General features: G+C 52.1%; 19 protein-coding genes. 8 read left to right on the top strand and 11 right to left on the bottom strand.

Going from position 1 to position 21,161, the window contains the following annotated elements:
• The first annotated feature begins 135 nt into the window (after positions 1–135).
• Positions 136–1,539, top strand: coding sequence for a class II fumarate hydratase (gene fumC, locus EOS98_RS12105; RefSeq protein ID WP_126524090.1), 1,404 nt, complete (start codon positions 136–138; stop codon positions 1,537–1,539).
• Here the strand turns inward: fumC and tus are convergent.
• The 5 genes from tus to rstA all read right to left on the bottom strand — a co-directional run bounded on the left by tus (position 1,536) and on the right by rstA (position 8,174).
• Positions 1,536–2,465, bottom strand: coding sequence for a DNA replication terminus site-binding protein (gene tus / locus EOS98_RS12100; protein ID WP_000092489.1), 930 nt, complete (start codon positions 2,463–2,465; stop codon positions 1,536–1,538). The two genes, fumC and tus, sit on opposite strands and share 4 nt — an antisense overlap.
• A gap of 75 nt (positions 2,466–2,540) precedes the next feature.
• Complete coding sequence (gene rstB / locus EOS98_RS12095) at positions 2,541–3,842, bottom strand: two-component system sensor histidine kinase RstB (RefSeq protein WP_126524091.1); 1,302 nt, start codon at positions 3,840–3,842, stop codon at positions 2,541–2,543.
• Positions 3,843–3,952: 110 nt separating this feature from the next.
• Positions 3,953–5,659, bottom strand: coding sequence for an amidohydrolase (locus EOS98_RS12090; protein WP_072276072.1), 1,707 nt, complete (start codon positions 5,657–5,659; stop codon positions 3,953–3,955).
• Between the two features lie 152 nt (positions 5,660–5,811).
• Positions 5,812–6,963: a porin OmpS2 gene (ompS2, locus tag EOS98_RS12085; protein ID WP_023138129.1), complete on the bottom strand. Its 1,152-nt coding sequence runs from the start codon at positions 6,961–6,963 to the stop codon at positions 5,812–5,814.
• 479 nt (positions 6,964–7,442) lie between these two features.
• Entirely contained in the window at positions 7,443–8,174 is a 732-nt protein-coding gene (gene rstA / locus EOS98_RS12075; RefSeq protein WP_001080048.1) for a two-component system response regulator RstA, read from the bottom strand.
• Between the two features lie 126 nt (positions 8,175–8,300).
• Between rstA and EOS98_RS12070 the strand changes: the two genes are divergently transcribed.
• On the top strand, positions 8,301–8,636 hold the full coding sequence (locus EOS98_RS12070; RefSeq protein WP_000524877.1) for a GlpM family protein: 336 nt from the start codon (positions 8,301–8,303) through the stop codon (positions 8,634–8,636).
• A 61-nt stretch (positions 8,637–8,697) separates the two neighbouring features.
• Here the strand turns inward: EOS98_RS12070 and EOS98_RS12065 are convergent, their stop codons facing one another.
• Both EOS98_RS12065 and ydgH read right to left on the bottom strand, forming a co-directional pair.
• Entirely contained in the window at positions 8,698–10,080 is a 1,383-nt protein-coding gene (locus EOS98_RS12065) for an amino acid permease (RefSeq protein WP_000412353.1), read from the bottom strand.
• A 298-nt stretch (positions 10,081–10,378) separates the two neighbouring features.
• Positions 10,379–11,323 carry a DUF1471 family protein YdgH gene (gene ydgH, locus EOS98_RS12055; RefSeq protein ID WP_000769294.1) on the bottom strand — a complete coding sequence of 315 codons (945 nt, stop codon included), beginning with the start codon at positions 11,321–11,323 and terminating at the stop codon, positions 10,379–10,381.
• Between the two features lie 526 nt (positions 11,324–11,849).
• Between ydgH and pntA the strand changes: the two genes are divergently transcribed.
• Positions 11,850–13,379, top strand: coding sequence for a Re/Si-specific NAD(P)(+) transhydrogenase subunit alpha (gene pntA, locus EOS98_RS12050; RefSeq protein ID WP_001219355.1), 1,530 nt, complete (start codon positions 11,850–11,852; stop codon positions 13,377–13,379).
• Positions 13,380–13,389: 10 nt separating this feature from the next.
• Positions 13,390–14,778, top strand: a complete 1,389-nt coding sequence (gene pntB / locus EOS98_RS12045) for a Re/Si-specific NAD(P)(+) transhydrogenase subunit beta (protein WP_000014056.1) — start codon at positions 13,390–13,392, stop codon at positions 14,776–14,778.
• A gap of 174 nt (positions 14,779–14,952) precedes the next feature.
• Here the strand turns inward: pntB and EOS98_RS12040 are convergent, their stop codons facing one another.
• Positions 14,953–15,987, bottom strand: coding sequence for an AI-2E family transporter (locus EOS98_RS12040; RefSeq protein WP_001118267.1), 1,035 nt, complete (start codon positions 15,985–15,987; stop codon positions 14,953–14,955).
• A 417-nt stretch (positions 15,988–16,404) separates the two neighbouring features.
• Here EOS98_RS12040 and mdtJ point away from each other — a divergent pair, with 417 nt between their 5' ends.
• Positions 16,405–16,767, top strand: a complete 363-nt coding sequence (mdtJ, locus tag EOS98_RS12030) for a multidrug/spermidine efflux SMR transporter subunit MdtJ (RefSeq protein ID WP_000500278.1) — start codon at positions 16,405–16,407, stop codon at positions 16,765–16,767.
• Entirely contained in the window at positions 16,754–17,083 is a 330-nt protein-coding gene (mdtI, locus tag EOS98_RS12025) for a multidrug/spermidine efflux SMR transporter subunit MdtI (protein WP_001183821.1), read from the top strand. The genes mdtJ and mdtI overlap by 14 nt, the downstream gene beginning before the upstream one ends.
• Positions 17,084–17,117: 34 nt before the next feature.
• On the opposite strand, the gene EOS98_RS12020 is transcribed toward mdtI, so the two are convergent.
• Together EOS98_RS12020 and asr are read right to left on the bottom strand one after the other, a co-directional pair.
• On the bottom strand, positions 17,118–17,939 hold the full coding sequence (locus EOS98_RS12020) for a trypsin-like serine peptidase (RefSeq protein WP_000549649.1): 822 nt from the start codon (positions 17,937–17,939) through the stop codon (positions 17,118–17,120).
• Between the two features lie 268 nt (positions 17,940–18,207).
• Positions 18,208–18,459: an acid resistance repetitive basic protein Asr gene (gene asr, locus EOS98_RS12015; protein WP_023193189.1), complete on the bottom strand. Its 252-nt coding sequence runs from the start codon at positions 18,457–18,459 to the stop codon at positions 18,208–18,210.
• A 235-nt stretch (positions 18,460–18,694) separates the two neighbouring features.
• On the opposite strand from asr, the gene EOS98_RS24870 reads away from it, so the two are divergent.
• Complete coding sequence (locus tag EOS98_RS24870) at positions 18,695–18,787, top strand: KPN_01571 family protein (RefSeq protein ID WP_001068154.1); 93 nt, start codon at positions 18,695–18,697, stop codon at positions 18,785–18,787.
• A gap of 66 nt (positions 18,788–18,853) precedes the next feature.
• Here the strand turns inward: EOS98_RS24870 and EOS98_RS12010 are convergent, their stop codons facing one another.
• Positions 18,854–20,107: an MFS transporter gene (locus tag EOS98_RS12010; RefSeq protein ID WP_000091796.1), complete on the bottom strand. Its 1,254-nt coding sequence runs from the start codon at positions 20,105–20,107 to the stop codon at positions 18,854–18,856.
• A 119-nt stretch (positions 20,108–20,226) separates the two neighbouring features.
• Here EOS98_RS12010 and EOS98_RS12005 point away from each other — a divergent pair, with 119 nt between their 5' ends.
• A complete protein-coding gene (locus EOS98_RS12005) occupies positions 20,227–21,126 on the top strand; it encodes a LysR family transcriptional regulator (protein ID WP_001019577.1) in 900 nt (299 codons plus the stop codon).
• Positions 21,127–21,161: the final 35 nt, after the last annotated feature.

The raw sequence follows: 21,161 nt of genomic DNA, 5'->3' as shown, positions 1-21,161 counted from the left end.
GCTATTTTGCCGGAGAACGGCGCAAGCGCCTTATCCGGTCTACACCGTTGTGTTGTTATCGTTAATACTCATAAGACCGCAAACATGTGAGCAATGTCGACACATGATCTCATCAACTTGAGTAAGGAGCAGGTAATGGTAACGGTACGCCGCGAGAAAGATTCAATGGGCGCGATTGAAGTCCCGGCAGATAAACTGTGGGGAGCGCAGACTCAACGTTCGCTGGAGCATTTTCGGATTTCCACGGAGAAAATGCCCGTCTCGCTCATTCACGCTCTGGCGTTGACCAAGCGCGCCGCTGCGAAGGTCAACCAGGACTTAGGGTTGTTGGCGGCGGAAAAAGCCAGCGCGATTATCCAGGCGGCTGATGAAGTGCTGGCGGGAAAACATGCTGATGAGTTTCCGCTGGCGATTTGGCAGACCGGGTCCGGTACGCAAAGCAACATGAATATGAATGAAGTGTTAGCGAACCGCGCCAGTGAAATTTTGGGCGGCGTTCGCGGTATGGAACGCAAGGTGCATCCCAATGATGACGTCAATAAGAGTCAAAGCTCAAACGATGTGTTCCCAACCGCCATGCACGTGGCGGCGTTACTGGCGTTACGCGAACACCTTATCCCGCAATTATCCGCATTAACGGATACGCTTCGCGATAAATCCCACGCTTTCGCCAATATTGTCAAAATTGGCCGTACTCACCTGCAGGACGCGACGCCGCTCACCTTAGGCCAGGAGATTTCCGGTTGGGTAGCCATGCTGGAACATAACCTCAGACACATTGAGCACAGTTTACCGCACGTCGCGGAACTGGCGCTCGGCGGAACCGCAGTAGGGACAGGGCTTAATACCCACCCGGAATATGCCCGGCGCGTGGCCGAGGAACTGGCGACGATTACCGCGGCGCCGTTTGTTACCGCCCCGAATAAATTCGAAGCGCTGGCGACCTGTGACGCGTTGGTACAGGCGCATGGCGCATTAAAAGGACTGGCGGCCTCGCTGATGAAAATCGCCAACGATGTTCGCTGGCTGGCGTCCGGCCCGCGCTGCGGCATTGGCGAGATTGCTATCCCGGAGAATGAGCCAGGCAGTTCCATTATGCCTGGTAAAGTGAACCCGACCCAGTGTGAAGCGGTAACGATGCTATGTTGCCAGGTGATGGGTAACGATGTGGCCATCAATATGGGGGGCGCATCGGGCAACTTTGAGCTCAACGTCTATCGTCCGATGGTTATTCATAATTTTCTGCAAACGGTGCGCCTGTTGGCCGATGGCATGGCGAGTTTTAATAAACACTGTGCGTCAGGAATCGAGCCAAACCGCGAGCGTATTACGCAGTTGCTGAATGAGTCGCTGATGCTGGTCACTGCGCTGAATACGCACATCGGTTACGATAAAGCGGCAGAGATTGCTAAGAAGGCGCATAAAGAAGGGCTGACGCTCAAAGCCTCAGCCGTGGCATTAGGATACCTTAGCGTCGAGGAGTTCGACGCCTGGGTACGTCCGGAGTTAATGGTTGGCAGTATGACGCCGGGACGTTAATCCGCCACATACAGGTGCAGTCGCGGAATAATCAGTCGCAGCGGCTGCGCCTGTGGTTTAAAACGGTGCTGAATATTATCGGCGTCATAGTTTTCCAGCCCGCCAATATCCGGCACGCCAGCGCCGTTGTCCGTGTTGATTAATGCGATAATCGGCGTGGGGCAGGCGTGTTGCACCTGTTTCTGCTGGCCTTTATACCAGATGCGGGCGATCGGCTGTACTTTAACCGGACGCTTAATCTTGAGTCGGGCCTGCTGCGGTAAGGCAGCGATATCCTGATATTCCCGTTCCAGCTTGAATTGCCATTGTTCGCGCGTCCACGGCGGGACGCTGCGCGGTGACGCGAGGCTTTTTTTCAACTGGCTCAGAACCTCATCCCGGCTTAAATTTTTAATAATATGTTTATTTGCCCAGCCGAAACGTATGGTGGCGGGGTTATTGATAAGCGTCAGCGTGCGGTAAGCGTTCAGAGTAATTAAGCCGGGTAGATGCCGATGCACCCACTCAAAACGTGCCGCTGAGGGAAGACCGGACTCTACCGTAACCATCTGCTCGAAGGTGGTTTTCAACTGGTTAATGCGCTGTATCTGATTTTCCAGATCTAACTGTGTCGCATTATCCACTTGATAGCATAAGACGCCAGGCAGGCGGACGGCGGCTTTACTGCTGCGGTTTTCGGACTGCTGTTGAATAAACAAATGGCGATAGTGACGTAGCGCCAGCGCTTCGGCCTCTTTCCCCAGATGTTGCGTTACCTCGATAGTATCCAGCGGCGCATGTTCCGCCTCTTTGGTCACCTGCGGCAGTGAAAAGACACGGGCGATAAGTAGCGAATGCTGCTGTAGATTATCCGTCAGCGCCGCCAGGTGTTGTTCTATCTGGCGAAAAGTGCCATTCAGGCGTTCAACGAGATCGTAGCGGGACATGGTATCATTCACTTTAGTTACAACATACTATATGTATAGCACAGTTCCCGCCGCTCAACCAGCGTGCAAAATGCGTCAGGCAGCGGTCATGTCGGGCATCGCGTGCCAGACCGGCCAGCGAAAGCTAAATTTTGCGCCGCCCAGTTCGCTCTCGTCACAGACGACGCTACCGCCCATCGCCAGGGCGATAGAGTGTACGATGGCGAGTCCAAGCCCGCAGCCGCCTGTCGCCCGGTCTCTACTGGGGTCGAGTCTGACAAAAGGTTCAAATATGCGCTCACGCGCATCCGTTTCAATGCCGGGGCCATCATCTTCGACTATCAATGTTGCCTGACTGCCGTCGAGTAACAGACTGACTTGAACGGTGGTACGACTGTAGCGCAACGCATTATTCAGCAGGTTATCCAGCACTCGCGACATTAACCGCATATCAAGCGCGCCATAATCGCCGATTACACATGTGACAAGGTTTACGGCGCGTTCCGGGGTCACGCTTTGCACGTCCTGCAAATGCGCGAGCAACCAGGCGGGGAGGTCGGGTTCGGTCAACATCAGTTCATTTTGTGGTCGGTCAAGGCGCGCATAGGTGAGCAGTTCTTCAATCAGCGCTTCCAGTTGACCAATATCGCGATTGAGCGCCTGTGATTCCGGCGGTGTCAGATTTTCACTCATTTCAAGCCGATAGCGTAAACGTACCAGCGGCGTGCGAAGCTCATGGGCGATACCGTCAATCAGCTGTTTTTTACTGGCGATCAGGGCATTAATGTTATCCGCCATCTGGTTGAACGCGACGCCCAGACGCTCGAAACTGGAGCCATTATCGAAGTGCAGGCGTTCAGTCAAATGACCCTCGCCAAAGCGCTGCGCGGCGGATTCGAGCCTGAGCATTTCTTGCCAGTGCGGGCGCATCCAGATAAACACAGGAAAGGCGAGAGAAAAGGCAATGAGCGCCATTAAGGCGATATCCAGCAGTCGCATTTGATGCAGGAAATAGAGGTAGGGAACCGGGCCGACCGCCAGGACGTAATGGCTGCGTGGGATACGCTGAATAAAGGTGTATTGATCGTCAAGCGCGACAATATCGCCTTCACGCAGTCGCTGCGTGGTGGCGGCATCAAGCTTATAGTGATTTAACGGTTCAACGCGTAAATCGAAAGAGAGGTTCAGGTCCATCTCTTTTAACGTTTTCCCCCATTCACGCGGCGGAATTTCCCGCAGTTCGCTGCGCATCAGATAGAGCGAACTTTTCATCAGATCGTCGAGCGATTGCCTGCCCGCGCGTTCGGCGGTGAATTTGTACACCAGTCCGACCAATAAGGTCATGACCAGAAAACAGACGAACAGCAAAAGGTAAAACTGCACAAACAGCTTTTTCATCAACGCCCACCGGATCTCAATACATTAGCTCTATCGCGCGCTGACGAAAAAGATTTCCCGTCAGCGCCGCTGGTGGGTTATAAAAGCAGGCTTTGCGTCAACTGACAACCTCATTGTCCGGCGTTAAGGTCCGGGCTTTCGTGAACAATGCGTCCATCGACAAGCGTCAAAACAGCGCGAATGGTATCAATTCTGTCTTCCGGCATCGTCATAAATGGCTGATTGAGTACCGCCAGATCGGCCTGTTTTCCGACGCTAAGCTGGCCCCGGTGTTGTTCGGCAAAGGCGAGCCAGGCGGCATGACGTGTATATAACGCTAGCGCTTCCAGACGCGTGAGCCGCTCGCTGGCGGGTTTACGCACGGAACCGCCTGACGCTATACCGGTGATATGATATTCGATAGCGTGCCAGACACCGGCAATGCCAATACGCGTCGAATCGGTACCGCCAGCCACGACAAGCCCTTTATCCAGCGCCAGTCGAACCGGCGGCGAATTGTCCGTCGCGCCGGGTGGATTGGCGTCACGGATGGCAAGCCCCTCAAAGTAAGGCCCCATTTGCACAGTGTATGCCAGACCCAGCTTACGCATTCGTTCAAGCGTCTGTGGCGAACCGGTATTCAGATGCGCAATAGACCAGCGGAGAGGGCGCAGATCGTACTGCTGCGCTACCTGCTCAAAAATCGTCAATATCGCGTCGGCGCTGTCATCGGTATAGGCATGGATCTCAAGCGGTATTCCCCGTTTTGCCGCAAACGTCGCGACCTGGCGAAGCGCGGTTTTGTCCTGCTCTGAGGAAGAAAACCCTGGGGCCATCCGCACGCCGTCATTCATTCCGGCCACCAGGCTTTCCCCCAGGCCAAGAAAAGCCAGTTGCCCGTCATCGGCACGCGCCGGGCGAAAGGCCATCAGGTTGCTGAACCACTGCGCTTCATGACCTTTCGCTTCTGGCTGTACCGGAATGCGATACCCCACGCGCAGCGGTAAATCCCCCTGGTTTCGCATTGTAAATAAAGGCTCATAAGCGGCGGCAGGCCCGGCAGAGGGGTCAATGATGCCGGTCACGCCGCGAGCGTTCATATCAGCGAAAAATTGCCGCAGACCACCCTCACGATCGGCGTTACTACTTATGCTGGCAAAAAGCTGGTTAAACGCGGCGATGTCACCAAATAATTTCCCCGTGGCGCTACCTTTTGCGTCGCGCTCTACGCGGATTCCCGCTAAATCAGGAGGAGGGGTGTCGTTAAGGCCAAGTACGTCTATACCGCGCTGATTCACTAACGCATAGTCGTACAGATACTGAATATAAGCCGGATGATCGGGAAGGGCGTGGCTCAATTCGGCTACCGTCGGCGCCCGGTTTTCTGCAAATTGTGCCGGTATCCACGATCCCACTACGGCTACCCATTGATCGTGGGGACGACGGTTAGCGTCGGCGCGTAATTTATCCAGCGCGTCTTTAAGCGAAGGGCTGTCGTACCAGTAGGTTTCGAATGTCCAGGTTTGTCCGCCGCGAATGGCGTGGATGTGGGTATCGGTCAGGCCGGGTATCACGGTTTTACCCTGTAAATCGATGGTACGGGTATGGTCGCCGCGCCATTCATTTGTCGCCGTATCATCGCCAATCGCCACAATCCGCGAGCCGGAAATCGCCAGCGCGCTGGCCTGCGGCTGGGCATCATTCAGAGTGATGATATTACCGTTATGCAAAATAATATCCGCTGCCGGGCGGGCGGCGGTGGCTGCGCCTGTGGCCGTGAGCAGAAAGAGAAGCGCGGTTCTGGAAAGCAGAGGCGGGACGAGACTGATCATTAGCATGTTCCTTTTGTCGGGCGATAAGCAAACCATAGAGAGCGAACAAGAATTGTTCAATCTGTGCCCAGGGAACAGTGCGTTCTGTTTTTAGAACGGTGGTAATGAAAAAAGAAAAGCCCGCCGAAACGGCGGGCTTGAGAAGAATTAATGAATAATTAGAACTGGTAAACCATACCCAGCGCGACGATATCATCAGTGCTGATACCGGCATCTTTATAGAACGGGTCGTCATCATCCAGCAGGTTGATTTTATAATCAACATAGGTGGAGAAGTTTTTGTTGAAATAGTAGGTAGCACCTACATCAGCATATTTAACCAGGTCTTTATCATCGCCATTAACGTTGTTATAGGTCAGATCTTTACCTTTAGACATCAGGAAAGAAACCGCCGGGCGCAGACCGAAATCAAATTGATATTGGGCTGTAACTTCGAAGTTTTGCGTTTTGTTTGCTACGCCGCCAGCATAACCCGCATCCGTTTTACCATAAGGCGTCATATTACGGGTTTCAGAATACATAGTCGCTAAATAGATGTTGTTGGCATCATATTTCAAGCCAGCTGTCCATGCATCCGCTTTGTCGCCGCCAGCAATCGTGCCGCCAGCATTGACTTGCTCATTAGTACGATCGGAAGTGGTATACGCAGCGCCTGCGCTGAAGCCCATGCCAATATCATAGGTAGTAGAAATACCGAAGCCATCACCGTTATCGTAACGAATATCGTCGCCATTATTACGGTTATTGGTACCGATATTTACATCGTCAGCGCTTTGGCTTTCATTTTTACCCTGATATTGCAACGCGAAGTTCAGACCGTCTACCAGACCGAAGAAATCAGTGTTACGGTAGGTGGCCACGCCGTTAGCACGACCGGTCATATAGTTGTCAGCGTAAGTATAGGAGTCGCCGCCGAACTCAGGCAGCATATCGGTCCAGCCTTCCACGTCGTACAGGACGCCGTAGTTACGACCATAGTCGAATGAGCCGTAGTCGCCGAATTTCAGGCCGGCGAATGCCAGACGAGTCCAGGAATTAGCGCCTTCGCCTTCGGTAGTGTTAGCCTGAACGTTATATTCCCACTGGCCGTAACCGGTCAGTTGGTCGTTAATCTGTGTTTCGCCTTTAAAGCCGACACGCATATAGGTCTGATCGCCATCTTTAGAAGAGTCATCAGAGAAATAGTGCAGGCCGTCTACTTTCCCGTAAAGGTCCAGTTTGTTGCCGTCTTTGTTATAAATTTCAGCGGCGTGTGCTGCGCCAGCAGCCAGCAGAGCCGGGATGACAAGTGCCAATACTTTTCTTTTCATTTTTTTATCCTTAAAAACTTAACTTATTTGCAAAAGATTGAACTTCTACAGATTCGTTGAATCAAAGGCATCCTAATCTGAATAATATTATTTCAGCAAATGCTAACTTTTCTTATATGTTATTAATTAATACAAAAGTTACTATCGGAAACGCATATATTTATGGTGAATATATTTGTTATTATATATTCATGGTTGTGATTTGTTTTATTTCACAATTTGCGAAAAAAGATGGCAATATAGCGGCGGGCAGACATTCTGTTATCAATTTTGTGAACTGGCTTCGAGTTTTTTTAATTTAATTTTCTTGAGCGAAAAAGACGTAATGAAGAACCGCAACGCAGAGAAAACGGTAATAAAGGGGCTGTTCCGACTAATAAAAATAGCATCCATGTATACAATGTCTGTTTTTTGAACAGTGGCGGTGATGAGCATCGCCACTATGACTTAATAAAGGCAGGTAAAATCTGTCGGCTAACTTATCCCGTCGTTTCGTCCCAGGCATGAGGGGCAAAAAGATAGCCTTTATTGCGAATGGTCTTTATACGATAGGGCTCAGCAGCGCTATCCAGCAGTTTCTTACGCAGGCGGGAAATCGCCACATCCACGCTGCGATCCAGACCATCATAATTGACGCCGCGCAGCGTTTTTAGCAACGCGTCGCGATCCATAATTTGTCCGGCGTGTGTCGCCAGTTCCCAGAGCAATTCAAAATCGGCGGTGGAGAGCGATATGAAATCGCCATTGAGCTGGACCGCCCGGTTAAGGGGATCGATGGTTAACGCGCCAAAACGCAGCGCTTTATGCGGCGTAAGCGCGCTCTCCTGAAGACTTTTTGCCTGTTGCGTTTGTTCGCTTTGCCGCAGGTGTAAGCGCAGACGTGCCAGCAAAACGGCCGGAGGAGTGGTTTTGAGGATGTAGTCGCAGGCGCCCATCTCCAGCGCCAGAATATGATTCATATCACTGTCCAGCGAGGTGAGCAGGACAATCGGGCCTTGCCAGCGGTGGCGTAAATCGCGGCATATCGTCATGCCATCTTTACCTGGAAGCATAATATCCAGTAAAACCAGATCGGGCTGAGTGGTGAGGATAAGATCCTCCGCCCGGTCACCACGCGGCTCAACAATGACATCAATATCATGTTTCGCCAGATAAGCGGCAATGAGAGAACCCACTTCAGCGTCGTCTTCAACAAATACAATGCGGTTCATATTATAAATGGAGAATAGAAAACGCCAACATACACCGCCTCTGTTTTCCCTTCCATAAATCTTTTCTAAACGAGAGCGGTTCCGTTATGCTACACGCTGTTGTTATTAGCATGTTAAGGCAAGGTAATGGGACTCGTGATTAAAGCTGCCCTGGGGGCGCTGGTCGTCGTATTGATTGGTTTGCTGTCAAAAACGAAAAATTATTATATCGCCGGATTAATTCCTCTGTTTCCAACGTTTGCGCTTATCGCGCACTATATCGTGGCCAGTGAGCGGGGCATCGACGCGATGCGTACCACCATCGTCTTTAGCATGTGGTCGATCATTCCTTATTTCATTTATCTTGCAACGCTATGGTATTTCAGCGGCGTGATGCGCCTGCCCGTCGCGCTTGGCGGTGCGGTGGTCTGCTGGGGGCTAAGCGCGTGGCTGCTGATTTTTTGCTGGATTAAATGGCATTAATATTGGCAAAGACCGTGGTTTCCCCATCGTAATACAGACGGATATTACGATGGGGAGGTTGTCAACCCACCAGCATCCACGTAGCCGGAACCGCCGCGACCAGCAATAAACCAATCAGCACGACTTCCTGACGATTTAACACGTTGTCATGCTTGTGCGTCCGACGCGCATACAGGAAAACCAGTAATCCAGGCGCGTACAGCACGACGGACAGCAGCAGGTGCATGGGACCCGACGCATATAATAACCATAAGCCATAAATACAGGCTCCGATACCGACCGCCCGATGGAGGGGACGTGTTGCAATCTTCAGCAGAAATGCGCCGACCAGAAAGTAGGGCACCAGAATCATTTCTGACGCAATCGTCAATAGCGTGTTGTAGTCCGAACCGGTCAGCCAGATCAGCACCAGACAGATTTGCACACAGATATTGGTGAGCCATAACGATGCAGAAGGCGCGCCTTGCGCATTTTGTCGCGCGAAGATGCCCGGGAAGGATTTATAGGCTGCCGCCAGAAATGGCACCTCCGCCGCCATAATAGTCCAGCTTAGATAAGCCCCGCAGACAGACACAATCAGTCCCGCTGCAATAATAATTTCTCCCCACGGCCCCATCATTTTTACCATTAGTCCGGCCATCGACGGGTTGCGCATCTCCGCCAGTTCCGGACGCGCAAGAACGCCAAGAGAAAGCAGCGTGACCAGGAGATATATTCCCAGCGCTGCGAGTACTGCCAGTAGCGTGGCGCGGCCTACATCGCGTTTATTTTTCGCTCGGGCCGAGACGACGACGGCGCCTTCAACGCCAATAAACACCCACAGCGTAATAAGCATGGTGTTCTTGACCTGTTCCCATACGGGAATACCGAGTTCAACACCAGTGAAGTCCAGAGTGAAGGTATCCAGTTTGAACATCATGATAGCCAGCACAATAAACGCGCCGAGCGGCAACAGTTTCGCCAGAGTCGCAACCAGATTGATGCTGGCTGCCGTTTGTACGCCGCGCAGGATGAGGAAATGGACAATCCAGAGCAGGACTGAAGCGCCGACAATAGCCTGCCAGGTATTACCGTCGCCAAACAGACGCAGGGCAGGCGTATCGGTAAAGAAACTCAGCGCTGAAAAAACGATAACCAAATAGGATACGTTGGCGATGACCGCGCACAGCCAATAGCCCCAGGCAGAACAAAAGCCAATCAGTTCGCCGAAGCCTTCGCGGGCGTAAGTAAAGATACCGCCGTCAAGCTCGGAGCGAATGCGTGTAAGGATTAACATGGCGAATGCCAGTAAGAGTATCCCCACGCCGGTAATGGCCCAGCCAATTAACAACGCAGCCGGACTGGCAACGGCGGCCATATTCTGGGGCAGACTGAAAACACCTGCGCCAAGCATTGAGCTTAAAACCAGCGCGGTCAGCGCGCTCAGTCCCAGTTTTTTTTCCATTGGTATCCAGCTATAAAAATTAAATTGGAAGAATAATTATTATGGCAAAACGCATAAAAATGGTGAAAGCCACTAAGGCGCGGGATTTTACGGAGAGAAGGGACCGCATGCAACGGCCTGGATAAGATTTATCGCCAAAAAAGCGAAAAGTGAGATTCATCGCGATATTTGACGGAACTGGCATCCCGCGAGAAAGTGCCGGATGGCGGCATACCTGCCTTATCAGGCCTACACGATCGTTCAACGGTAGGCCTGATAAGCCGCCATCCGGCGAGAAAGCCCGATGGCGACGCGCGCCTTATTTATAGAGGTCGGCGCTGATGGTGATGTTATTACCGCGCTCCTGCCACTGACGCGTAATATGATAATACTTAGCGCCTTTCTTCGCCGCGCGTTTGGCGACCTGGTAGGAGATTTCTGTCATATTGCCGTAGTTGCCGGTGAACTTAACGCTGTCGAAAGGCACCATCATCGCAGCCGTCGCTTTATTCAGCTCCTCAACTTTTGTGCCATCCGGTAGTGTGACAGTGTAACGTCCGCCTTTGGAGGATTGCGTTTCGAAGAAACGGCCTACTTCGGCGCTCGGCGAGGCTGACGTGGCGACGCCTGGAATTTCGACTTTCTTCGCAGCTTCGCCGCCCTGAGCCAGCGCGGCGCGGCCAGCTTCAGAGTCTGCCGGAATAGCGTCTGGGCTCTGGACGATGCGTTTTTTCGCATCTTGTTTATAGATAAATGCAGTGATGCGCTGGTTTCCGCCCTGATTCGCATCTATCTGACGAACAATATAGAAAGCGTATGCGCCTTTTTGTTTCGCCGCTTTCGTAATGGCATCGTTAACTTCCGGCTGGCTACGGTAGAAGCCCTGAACGGTGACGGTATCATACGGTTCTAATTGTACGGCCTGGTCTTTCGGTAATTCCACGATGCCATTAATGACACGATTTTTGGGCGCGTCGGCTTTCGGCGCGTCGGCTTTATACACGTCCGCCACAACACGCCAGTTACCACTGTTGCCGAACTCCGAGGTGTCGACAACATAGAAGGAGGCTGCGCCTTCTTTATCTGCGCGGCGGGACACGGCGGAGACCGCATCGCCAATAGCATTAAAACGACCGGTAATAACGATGCGGTCATAAGGTTTTAGTGCAGCCGCTTGCTCCGGCGTCAGTTCTGTTGCTGCATGGACAGAAAAAGCAGCCGCAGAAAGCAGAGCCGACGCCAGGAGAGTGTTCTTAAGCTTCATAAAAATAATCCTTCGCCTTGCGCAAACCAGGTACTGGTATTGTTATTGACTAGAAACGTGGCTGATTATTGCATTTAAACCATATGGATGTCTGCGGGATTTTTCACGCATCGTGTCATGTATCCTATCTTTGATGATAACATTTGCCGATATGTCGAAAAAAACGGCGTCCGGGCGGCTAAGCTAATGAAGCGCATAAATTTAATAAGTTAATTTAATGTTAATTTCTTGATCTCATCAGGGGTTTAATGATGTTTTGCTGTCAAATTTGAGCGAATTATCAGCCCTCGCAGGCCATTTTCAAGGCATTATGGCTGCTTAGCGGCTGAATCGTTCATGTTTTGCAAATTTGATAAAAAATTCTGTTTTTTGGCGCTAGATCACAGGCGTTATTTTCAGTAGGTTATAGAGAGTTTGTAACGGTTTTATTCTGCTGGGGTAACATTTACCTCAAACGCGGGCAGGCGTACGCTTCTCGCGCTTACTGACAAACCATCATCAAAAATACCGATGGAAGGGAACATTTATGCGAATTGGCATACCAAAAGAGCGGTTACCCAATGAAACCCGTGTCGCTGCGACGCCGAAAACGGTAGAGCAGCTACTGAAGCTGGGGTTTAGCGTCGCTATCGAAAGCGGGGCGGGTCAACTGGCAAGTTTTGACGACAAAGCGTTTGCGCAGGCTGGCGCGGATATTGTAGACGGCAATGCTATCTGGCAGTCGGAAATTATTCTCAAGGTTAATGCGCCTGAAGAAGATGAAATCGCTTTACTGAACCCCGGGACTACGCTGGTCAGTTTTATCTGGCCTGCGCAAAATCCTGGGTTAATGGAGAAACTTGCCGAACGTAAGGTCACGGTGATGGCGATGGACTCCGTACCGCGTATTTCCCGCGCGCAGTCGCTCGACGCGTTAAGCTCAATGGCGAATATCGCAGGTTATCGCGCCATTGTAGAGGCCGCGCATGAATTTGGGCGCTTCTTTACCGGCCAAATCACCGCCGCCGGGAAAGTGCCGCCGGCGAAGGTGATGGTGATTGGCGCGGGCGTAGCCGGTCTTGCGGCTATCGGCGCGGCAAACAGCCTGGGGGCGATTGTCCGCGCGTTTGACACTCGTCCTGAAGTCAAAGAGCAGGTCCAGAGTATGGGGGCTGAGTTCCTCGAACTGGATTTTAAAGAGGAAGCCGGTAGCGGCGATGGTTACGCCAAAGTGATGTCTGAGGCGTTTATCAAAGCGGAAATGGCGCTCTTTGCCGCCCAGGCCAAAGAAGTCGATATCATTGTTACCACCGCGTTGATTCCGGGCAAACCAGCGCCGAAGCTGATTACCCGCGATATGGTCGATTCTATGAAGGCCGGCAGCGTGATTGTCGACCTGGCCGCGCAGAATGGCGGTAACTGCGAATATACCGTCGCCAATCAGGTTGTGACGACGGACAATGGCGTGAAAGTAATTGGCTACACCGATCTACCGGGGCGTTTGCCGACGCAGTCATCCCAACTTTATGGCACCAACCTGGTTAATCTGCTGAAGCTGCTGTGCAAAGAGAAAGACGGCAATATTGACGTGGATTTTGACGATGTCGTGATCCGTGGCGTGACGGTGATTCGCGACGGCGACATTACCTGGCCTGCGCCGCCAATCCAGGTTTCCGCGCAGCCACAGGCCGCGCCTAAAGCAGCACCTGCGCCAAAAGAGCCGGAAAAGCCCACTTCACCCTGGCGGAAGTATGCGTTAATGGCGCTGGCGATCATTCTTTTTGGCTGGCTGGCCGATGTCGCGCCAAAAGAGTTCCTTGGCCATTTTACCGTGTTTGCGCTCGCCTGCGTGGTTGGTTATTACGTGGTGTGGAACGTGTCTCATGCGCTTCATACGCCATTAATGTCGGTGACCAACGCAATTTCAGGGATTATTGTTGTCGGGGCATTATTGCAAATTGGTCAGGGCGGCTGGGTCAGCTTCCTGAGCTTTATCGCGGTGCTTATCGCCAGCATTAATATTTTCGGTGGCTTCACCGTGACTCAGCGTATGCTGAAAATGTTCCGGAAAAACTAAGGGGTAACACATGTCTGGAGGATTAGTTACAGCTGCATACATTGTTGCCGCGATCCTGTTTATTTTCAGTCTTGCCGGGCTTTCAAAGCATGAAACGTCCCGCCAGGGGAATAACTTCGGTATTGCCGGGATGGCGATCGCGTTGTTGGCGACCATTTTCGGGCCGGATACCGGCAACGTAGCATGGATTCTGGTCGCCATGATTATTGGCGGCGCGATTGGCATCCGCATGGCGAAAAAAGTTGAGATGACCGAGATGCCGGAGCTGGTCGCGATTCTGCACAGTTTCGTGGGCCTGGCTGCGGTACTGGTTGGCTTTAACAGCTATCTGTACCATGACGCCAGTCTGGCGCCGGTGCTGGTGAATATCCATCTGACCGAAGTCTTCCTCGGTATCTTTATTGGCGCAGTCACTTTCACTGGATCGATCGTAGCGTTTGGTAAACTGCGCGGCAAAATCTCTTCTAAGCCGTTGATGTTGCCTAACCGTCACAAAATGAACCTGGCGGCGCTGGTTGTTTCTTTCCTGTTGCTGCTGGTTTTTGTTCGTACCGAAAGCGTGGGTCTACAGGTTCTGGCGCTGCTGCTGATGACCATTATCGCGCTGGCGTTTGGTTGGCATCTGGTCGCTTCTATCGGCGGGGCGGACATGCCGGTAGTTGTTTCAATGCTGAACTCCTATTCCGGTTGGGCTGCCGCGGCGGCTGGCTTCATGTTGAGCAACGATTTGCTGATTGTGACCGGCGCGCTGGTCGGTTCATCAGGTGCGATCCTGTCTTACATTATGTGTAAAGCGATGAACCGCTCTTTCATCAGCGTTATTGCTGGTGGGTTCGGTACTGACGGCTCCTCAACGGGCGACGATCAGGAAGCTGGCGAACATCGCGAAATCACGGCGGAAGAGACCGCTGAGATGCTGAAAAACTCCCACTCCGTCATTATTACGCCGGGGTACGGGATGGCGGTGGCGCAGGCGCAGTATCCGGTGGCGGAAATCACCGAAAAACTGCGTGCACGCGGTATCAACGTGCGTTTCGGCATTCATCCGGTGGCGGGTCGCCTGCCGGGGCATATGAACGTGCTGTTGGCGGAGGCGAAAGTGCCTTATGACATCGTGCTGGAAATGGATGAGATCAACGATGATTTCGCCGATACCGATACCGTGCTGGTGATTGGCGCGAACGATACGGTGAACCCGGCGGCGCAAGACGATCCCCGCAGCCCGATCGCCGGTATGCCGGTTCTCGAAGTGTGGAAAGCACAGAATGTCGTGGTCTTTAAGCGTTCAATGAATACTGGTTATGCTGGTGTGCAGAACCCGCTGTTCTTTAAAGAGAATACGCAAATGCTGTTTGGCGATGCCAAAGCCAGCGTGGATGCAATTCTGAAAGCGCTTTAATCTTTTAAACGTGCGACGGCCTCTTTGGAGGCCGTTTTTATACACTTCATCCTTTAAGCTGCCTCTTTGTTGGCTGCGCTCAGAAACCCCGGTCACATCGTTATCTATGCTCCCGGGGATTTCTTCCCTTGCCGCCGCGATGCATCTTGAATGATTTTGTGTATGTATTGCATTTTATCTTTTGTTTAAATCGCTAAGCAGAACGGCGATACTCTGCCCGCCGGTGGTCTGTTCGAGGGCGATTTTGACAATGATGGTTAACGGAACGGAGAGCAACATGCCCACCGGACCTAATAACCAGCCCCAGAAAATTAACGACAAAAATACCACTAAGGTTGAAAGGCCTAAACCACGTCCCATAATTCGTGGCTCAAGGATATTGCCGAAGACCAGATTAATCAGCAGATAGCCTGCCAGCACCAGCAGCGCATCATAAAACCCGTTAAATACCAGCACCTGAATAATGGGCGGCAGGGCAGCGAGCACCGATCCAATATTAGGGATATAGTTCAGCGCGAAGGCCAGTAGACCCCAGACAAAGGCGAAGCGGACATCCAGTGCGGCCAGCATTCCCCATGCGACCAGCCCCGTCACGATACTGATCGCTGTTTTTAACACCAGATAATGGGAAACGCTATCAAGCGCGCGTTGAATTGCCGCCATGCCTTCCGCCGGACGGCTCATCATCTGCTGCAGTTTTTCAGGCAATTGTGGAACCTCCAGCAGCATAAATACCACGGTCAATAGCAATAAAAAGATGGATGACATGGCATTGGACAGTTGGGTGAGCAGGTTCGTTACCAGAGTCATGGCGGCGTTTGGATCGATATATTTCGCCAGCTCATCAACCGACACGCCAATGCCAGCTCGCTGCAACCACGGTTCAATACGTTGCAACGGTATCACCAATGAGGAGCGATATTGCGGTAGGGTACGAGCCAGTTCATTTAATGATGTCCCCAAATAGGCCAGTAGCAGTACCATTAACATAACAATAATCACAATGAGCAATGATACGGCGATAACGCGCGGAATTCGGCATCGGGTCATCCGTTGCACAACGGGATTGAGAACGACTGCAATAAATAACGCCAAAATAAAGGGAACAATGATATCTGCGGCGAAGCGGATACCGCTCAGAATAACCACCAGCATTCCCAGCATAATGACGATTTTTAGACCATTGAGCGTGATGATCGGTTTTGCCATATCAGTCCCTGTTTTCTGATGCCGACACGAATAATAATGTGATGTCGGTCGACCTGTTCTGGTTAAAATCAAACACTTCAGGTAAAGAAGTGAAAATATTTTGAGTTAATTCCTGGCTTATGATACAAATCAGGCGTGTTCAACTACCGAGGACAATTATCATCCGCGATGACGAGAAGCAACACTGCGGATAATTGTAATATTATGGACAATATGTTCAGCGCTTTTTTCTCCACGCAAACGCATCTTCACTCTACCTCCTTTTTCCTGCTTATCGGCGAGCAGCACTGGCGTAACGCACTTTAGTCTCTCACTTCTGCCTGAGCTGGCGCAATGCGCTGTGCTAACTGATTTTATTTTTTAGTTTGCTGCGTGCAGCAGACTCGAAAGAGTATATTCTCATGCAGGAGAAGTGTCATGTTTTACTGGATTTTATTAGCTCTGGCTATCGCGACTGAAATTACCGGCACGCTCTCAATGAAATGGGCTAGCGTGGGTAATGGCAATGCGGGTTTTATTTTAATGCTGGTGATGATCACGCTGTCATATATATTTCTTTCTTTTGCGGTAAAAAAGATTGCCCTGGGTGTAGCGTATGCCTTATGGGAAGGGATCGGCATTTTATTTATTACCATTTTTAGCGTGCTGCTATTTGATGAAGCATTATCAACCATGAAGATAGCCGGCTTGCTGACGCTGGTCGCTGGCATCGTATTGATCAAATCAGGGACGCGTAAACCCGGCAAACCGGTGAAGGAGGCGACTCGTGCAACAATTTGAATGGATACACGGCGCCTGGCTTGGGCTGGCAATAATGCTGGAAATCGCGGCTAACGTTCTGTTGAAATTTTCGGACGGCTTTCGCCGTAAATGCTATGGCATTTTATCGCTTGCCGCTGTTCTGGCCGCCTTCAGCGCGCTTTCCCAGGCGGTTAAAGGGATAGATCTGTCGGTGGCGTATGCGCTATGGGGCGGTTTTGGTATTGCCGCCACGTTGGCGGCGGGCTGGGTGCTCTTCGGCCAGCGCTTAAATCCCAAAGGCTGGGTTGGCGTGATATTGCTGCTCGCCGGAATGGTCATGATCAAATTTGCCTGAGACGATCGCTGCCGGTCAGGCAGCGATTCCCGCATTAATCCTGCGCCAGAGCTTTCAGCTTATCGCGAAAGCCGGTGACGGATATGGCGCGGTTATCGGCGCGCCAGCGATCTTTAGCCGCAGGAGCGGAGCTTTGTACGCCAATGAGCTGCCATCCGCTATCCGTGTGCAATAAGAGCGGCGAGCCGCTGTCGCCAGGTAACGTGTCGCACTGGTGTGAGAGTACGGCATTCTGCGCCCAGCCGGTCACGACGCAATCCTGATGGGAATAGAGCGCATTCAGATGATCTTCCGGATAACCGGACTGCGTGACTTTTCGGTCTGCGGCTTTCAACGCCGCAGTGAGCGCCGCTTTATCGCCGGTAAATAAAGGCACTGGCGTGATACCGGAAGGTGGGTAGCGCAATATTACCAGACCAAAATCCCAGCTTGCCGCGGCAGGCGGCACAATCCAGCCATCGCCATCCGCTTTCAGACGTCGGCCCAGCGACGGTTCAACGCGGCCTTCAATGCCGTGGATTTCATAGCGCCATACTCCTTTTCGCGCCACAAAACGCAGCGCAACCGCCTTGTCTGGTTTTCCTTTCGGTGGCGTTAGCAGGCAGTGACCTGCTGTCAGGGCGATATGCGGGGAGATAAGCGTTGCCGTACACAAATTACCGCTGGCGGTCTCTAGTTGCCCGATGGCATCCCACGGCGATTGGGTAGGATCGGCGACGGGCACCCGATCGTCATGGTTAAAAAAAAGCGTTTTGACGTCGCTGGCATCCGTGGCGTCTGTTTCAGCCCCCCTGGCTTTCGCCATAACCGGTAAAAAACACACTATGCCCAGTAATACAGCAATGGTTTTATGCATATCACACTCTGGTGGGTAATTATGATTATTAACAACAAACCCTCAGTACTACTATAGACGTGACGGTAAGAAAGTGGGAGTAAAATCAGATAACTACACTCAGGAAAGATAGAAATGCGTGGCAATAACGGCGCATAAAATAAGCACGATAAGAATGAGCTCAAAGCGGTAGCGAGACACTTTTTTGCCCTCCTGGAAGGCGGCGCTAAACCAGAACAATTTAGCGCCGTAAAAACGGGCGCGGGGGCGCGCCGCAGCATGTTACGACTTACGCAGCCGGCTGCGAAGTTGTTTTTGACACAGATTTGGCTGGGGCTTTTTTGCCATCTTTTTTCTGGTGTTTTTTAGCCGCCTGCGCTTTTTGCTCAACGGTTTTTTTATGCTGTTTTTTGTGGTGCTGGGTGTTCTGGGTTGTTTTGGCAGGCGTTGCGGTTTTCGCAGGCGTTGCAGTCTCAGCCGCGAATGCTGCGGAAGAGAGACCCATTGCAGCGGCAACAACCAGAGCTAATACTTTTTTCATTTTGATACCCTCGATTTGGTTTTCATTCAACCCCACTGCGGGGCCGGTGAAATGACTATATCGCTGTTATCAAAAGGCTTCCGTGAGTGATTGGTTTCGGCATGTAACGCTATGTACAATCCCCCGGTAACGTGATGTAAGCCCCCACCATAATAGGTAGCTTTACGTTACCGGCCGTTATTTTTGGTCGCAGAGTCGGTAATATCCGCCCTCCAGAATAACAGGCACACCGTATATGAATCCGATAATCTGGGTGGTATTTACGCTTCTGGCGCTGGATGCAATCAGAGAAGTTATGGGCGTATCAAGCCTGACAGGTCTATGGTGAACAGTGAGTCGTGGCGTGAAACCAGCCCGGCGATAGCGCACGTTGCTATCGCCGGATTATTTCTTTTCAGGCGTGAAGACGGTGATGTAACCGCGTCCCGACCAGGATGGCCAGCACCAGCATTAGCGCGATAAAACCGCCTACGCCGTTCCAGCCGTAACTATGCCAGAATACGCCGCCTAGCGTCCCGGCGATACTGGACCCCAGATAATAGCTGAAAAGATAAAGTGACGAGGCCTGTCCCTTCGCCCGGCGCGCACGCGGGCCAATCCAACTACTGGCCACGGAGTGCGCGGCGAAAAAGCCGGCGGAAAAAAGCAGCATCCCGGCAAAAATCAGCCAAAGCGAGGTAAAAAGCGTCAGTAAAAGCCCACCCAGCATTACTGCGGTAGAGAACAGCATCACCGGCCCCCGGCCATAGCGTGAGGTCATTGCGCCAGCTTTCGGCGAGCTCCATGTGCCGGTGAGATAGGCTACGGATAACAGTCCGACCACGGCCTGGCTTAATTCCCAGGGGGAGAGCATCAGGCGATAGCCAATGTAGTTAAACAGGGTGACGAACGCGCCCATCAGTAAAAAGCCTTCCGCAAACAGCAGAGGTAACCCTCGATCGCGCCAGTGGAGACGAAAATTAATAAATAGCGTTTTAGGCCGTAGCGACGTGGGACGGAAATGTTGCGAGGCGGGTAAAATCTTCCAGAACATCAGCGCGGACGCAAGCGCAAAGCATCCGATGGCCGCCAGCGCGATGCGCCAGTTAAAAAAGTCGGTCATGACGCCGCTTAATAAACGCCCGCTCATCCCGCCGATGGAATTACCGCTAATATAAAGCCCCATAGAGAAAGCGACAAAGCTGGGATGGATTTCTTCGCTCAGGTAGGTCATTCCCACCGCGGCGACGCCGCTTAACGACAGACCGATCAGCGCACGCATAATCAGAATACCATGCCAGCTGGTCATCATGGTTGATAACAATGTGCAGCAGGAAGCTAATAACAACGCGGTGACCATCACCGGTTTACGGCCTATCGCATCAGAAAGCGGGCCGGTAAAAAGTAAGCCGATAGCCAGCATGGCGGTAGAAATAGAAAGTGAAACGCTGCTGCTGGCGGGGGAGACGCCAAACTCCTGGGAAAGTACCGGTAGTATAGGCTGAACGCAATAAAGGAGCGCGAAAGTCGCCAGGCCCGCGGAAAAAAGGGCCAGCGTGACGCGCATGAAAGGCGCTGTACCGCGTTTAATAAATTGAACCGGCTGAGAATGGCGTTGTTCATCGATATCGCTCGCCGTGGCGTCATCGAGAATAGTTGTACGACTCACGTTAAATCCTTGCTTTACATCTCCGTCAACAGGAGACGGGTATAACCGACATGTAAAGCATAGAAAAAGCAAAATATTCTGTCTAATATATTAATTGTCTCAAATAAGACGTTAAAAATATGAATATCGAATTACGTCATTTACGTTACTTTGTGGCGGTAGCAGAAGAGCTGCATTTTGGTCGCGCCGCCGCGCGCCTCAATATCTCGCAGCCGCCGTTGAGTCAGCAGATACAAATTCTGGAGCAGCAGGTCGGCGCGCGATTACTGGCGCGGACCAACCGCAGCGTAGCGTTAACCGCCGCCGGGCGACAGTTTCTGGTGGATAGCCGACACATCCTGAGTCTGGTAAACGACGCCGCCGCTCGCGCCGAGCGGTTGCATCAGGGCGAAGCGGGTGAAATCCGTATTGGCTTTACGTCTTCAGCGCCTTTTATTCGGGCGGTATCGCATACCTTTTCGCTGTTCCGCCAGTCCTATCCGGGAGTGCATATGCAAACGCGTGAAATGAATACACGTGAGCAAATCGCGCCGCTCAACGAAGGCGTACTGGATATTGGCTTGCTGCGGAATACGCCGCTGCCCGACACACTTAATCGCGAGGTGATTTTGCATGAGCCGCTTATGGCCATGATCCCGCGCGAACATCGGCTGGCGCAAAAGCCGGTCGTCAGTCTGACAGAACTGGCGGAAGAACCTTTCGTCTTTTTCGATCCACATGTCGGGACGGGCCTCTACGACGATATTCTCGGCCTGATGCGGCGCTATAACCTGTCGCCGACCATCACGCAGGAGGTTGGCGAGGCAATGACCATTATCGGTCTGGTGGCGGCGGGGCTGGGCGTCTCGATTCTGCCGGCATCCTTTAAGCGTGTACAGATGAGCGAGATGCGCTGGGTTCCCTTGGCGGAAGAGGACGCCGTATCTGAAATGTGGCTGGTATGGCCAAAGCATCATGAACAGAGTCATGCCGTACAGCGGTTTTGCCAACTGCTATTACTGGCTGCCCGACGGGATTAATTACGCTTAAAAAGGGTGAAAATGTGCAGTTAATC

This window comes from Salmonella sp. SSDFZ69 (assembly GCF_004010755.1).
Taxonomy (GTDB): Bacteria; Pseudomonadota; Gammaproteobacteria; order Enterobacterales; family Enterobacteriaceae; genus Salmonella; species Salmonella enterica.
This window is presented reverse-complemented; position numbering and strand designations above follow the sequence as displayed.

Bases quoted from the DNA above. Each gene is read 5' to 3' on its own strand.
- rstB (WP_126524091.1), bottom strand. From the start codon at position 3,842: ATGAAAAAGCTGTTTGTGCAGTTTTACCTTTTGCTGTTCGTCTGTTTT.
- pntA (WP_001219355.1), top strand. From the start codon at position 11,850: ATGCGAATTGGCATACCAAAAGAGCGGTTACCCAATGAAACCCGTGTC.
- ompS2 (WP_023138129.1), bottom strand. From the start codon at position 6,963: ATGAAAAGAAAAGTATTGGCACTTGTCATCCCGGCTCTGCTGGCTGCT.
- EOS98_RS24870 (WP_001068154.1), top strand. From the start codon at position 18,695: ATGAATCCGATAATCTGGGTGGTATTTACGCTTCTGGCGCTGGATGCA.
- asr (WP_023193189.1), bottom strand. From the start codon at position 18,459: ATGAAAAAAGTATTAGCTCTGGTTGTTGCCGCTGCAATGGGTCTCTCT.
- pntB (WP_000014056.1), top strand. From the start codon at position 13,390: ATGTCTGGAGGATTAGTTACAGCTGCATACATTGTTGCCGCGATCCTG.
- EOS98_RS12020 (WP_000549649.1), bottom strand. From the start codon at position 17,939: ATGCATAAAACCATTGCTGTATTACTGGGCATAGTGTGTTTTTTACCG.
- EOS98_RS12065 (WP_000412353.1), bottom strand. From the start codon at position 10,080: ATGGAAAAAAAACTGGGACTGAGCGCGCTGACCGCGCTGGTTTTAAGC.
- rstA (WP_001080048.1), bottom strand. From the start codon at position 8,174: ATGAACCGCATTGTATTTGTTGAAGACGACGCTGAAGTGGGTTCTCTC.
- mdtJ (WP_000500278.1), top strand. From the start codon at position 16,405: ATGTTTTACTGGATTTTATTAGCTCTGGCTATCGCGACTGAAATTACC.
- fumC (WP_126524090.1), top strand. From the start codon at position 136: ATGGTAACGGTACGCCGCGAGAAAGATTCAATGGGCGCGATTGAAGTC.
- ydgH (WP_000769294.1), bottom strand. From the start codon at position 11,323: ATGAAGCTTAAGAACACTCTCCTGGCGTCGGCTCTGCTTTCTGCGGCT.
- EOS98_RS12005 (WP_001019577.1), top strand. From the start codon at position 20,227: ATGAATATCGAATTACGTCATTTACGTTACTTTGTGGCGGTAGCAGAA.
- EOS98_RS12040 (WP_001118267.1), bottom strand. From the start codon at position 15,987: ATGGCAAAACCGATCATCACGCTCAATGGTCTAAAAATCGTCATTATG.
- tus (WP_000092489.1), bottom strand. From the start codon at position 2,465: ATGTCCCGCTACGATCTCGTTGAACGCCTGAATGGCACTTTTCGCCAG.
- EOS98_RS12090 (WP_072276072.1), bottom strand. From the start codon at position 5,659: ATGCTAATGATCAGTCTCGTCCCGCCTCTGCTTTCCAGAACCGCGCTT.
- EOS98_RS12070 (WP_000524877.1), top strand. From the start codon at position 8,301: ATGGGACTCGTGATTAAAGCTGCCCTGGGGGCGCTGGTCGTCGTATTG.